At 42.5% G+C, this 1783-nt stretch carries 1 protein-coding gene and 1 pseudogene; both read right to left on the minus strand.

The features are described 5' to 3' along the window. Window positions 1–220: pseudogene (locus AB5935_RS25130) on the minus strand (RagB/SusD family nutrient uptake outer membrane protein); the annotation flags it as partial. 23 nt (window positions 221–243) lie between these two features. Beyond that, on the minus strand, window positions 244–1783 hold a 1540-nt coding region (locus tag AB5935_RS25135; RefSeq protein ID WP_368327771.1), incomplete at its 5' end, for a SusC/RagA family TonB-linked outer membrane protein.

A 1783-nucleotide genomic window follows, 5' to 3' on the forward strand; every position in this document is an offset into this window, starting at 1 on the left:
AAAAGCCGGCGTTAGGACAATATTGATCCAGAAAGACATTATATACGCCGATAACAGCCTGTTCGGCCAAAGTTGCTTTCGTCCAGATACTACTACCGCTTATGTTATTGGTAGGAGTAGTATCTAAAAAGTCCGCACCGCATCCAGCCATAGAGAAAGACAGCAAGGCAATAGATGCACATCTTACTAATTTCCGAAATATTTTTATTTTGTTTTTCATCATAAAATCGTTTTAGAGTAAGTTTAGAAAGTGATATTTACACCGAATGCATATTGTCTCATAGTAGAATATCCCACTGCGGTACGCATTTCCGGATCCATTCCTTCATACCCGGTAATGGTAAATAAATTTTCACCGGAAGCAAAGAAACGGATATTCTGTGCATATACTTTTTTCGACAGGACAGCAGGCAATGTATATCCGATAGTCAGGTTCTTCAGTTTAATATAATCCCCTTTTTGCAAATGTACTGATGACTGTGTCATACCACTTTGGTCGTTACCGGAGTTATTTGTCAAACGAGGATTCTTTGAACTCAAGTTCGTGCGCGGATCATTGGTATTTTTGGGATCAAAGAAATAGTGAGCGTTTGCTATTGCTTCCCCGATAGCATATCCTTTGATGGTAGCACTGCTGTTCAATGCCAAACGATAGTAGTAAATCTTGAAACCTGCCGCACCGGACCAGTTCATGGAGAAATCGAAGCCTTTCCAATTAGCGCTTGCCTGCAGACCGAAGTTATACTTGGGCACATTGGAGCATCCCTGAAACTCATTATCAGCGTCATTACCATATACACCGTCGCCATTTAAGTCAGCATAGATGTAATCACCATACCAAATGCCACTCTTACTGACGTTCTGACGCGGATAGAACTTATACCCTGCCCCTACCATAGCATTCAGCCATTTCATGTCGTCTACTGTACGGATCATTCCGTCTCTCGGACCACCGTTGATATTGACTGTTCCATCTGCGTTAAAACCGTTTCCACTGCCCTTGTATGGTTGCAACATATAGTATTCATTAATCATTTTACCCTCTATTACACGGGTAGATCCTCCGGTAGAGACATCGCCGATATTGGTTTGATAAACACGGTTCCCGTTTTCATCTGTCACCCAGCCACGCTGCAACTCTCCTTTGTATTTACTGACCTTGTTCTGGTTATAGGCAAAGTTACCGGATACACGATATTCTACTTTACCGATACGGTCTTGCCAATTCAGGGTCATTTCAATACCGCGGTTAGTCACTTCCGCAATGTTCTGACGAGGGCCACTGGCTGTCCCGAGAGACATATACATATCAGGGCGATATAAGATTCCATCCGTTACTTTATTATAAAATTCAGCCTCAAACGTCAGACGGTTTCTTAAAGTTGCAAAGTCGATACCAATATTCGTAATGGCAGTACTTTCCCACTCCAACAGGTTGTTGGAAATAGAAGTAATTGCCAAACCATTATTAAGGCTACCTCCAAACGCGTACTTTGCCGAGTTGTACACAGCCTGCCATTCATAGTTACCAATCGCATTGTTCCCTAACTTACCCCACGAAGCACGTAATTTCAGGTTGTCGATAGGAAGTCCTTTCATAAATTTCTCTTCACTGATTCTCCATCCGGCAGAGAAAGATGGAAAAAGTCCCCAGCGATTATCCGGAGCAAAACGGGAGGAACCGTCATAACGCATATTAACCTCGAATAAATAACGGCTGTCGAAAGCATAGTTAATACGACCGAAGTAAGAACGGGATGTAAATTCTTCACCTGTACCACTT

Source organism: Phocaeicola sp. RTP21198st1_B8_RTP21198_201120 (assembly GCF_040929485.1).
GTDB lineage: Bacteria > Bacteroidota > Bacteroidia > Bacteroidales > Bacteroidaceae > Phocaeicola > Phocaeicola dorei.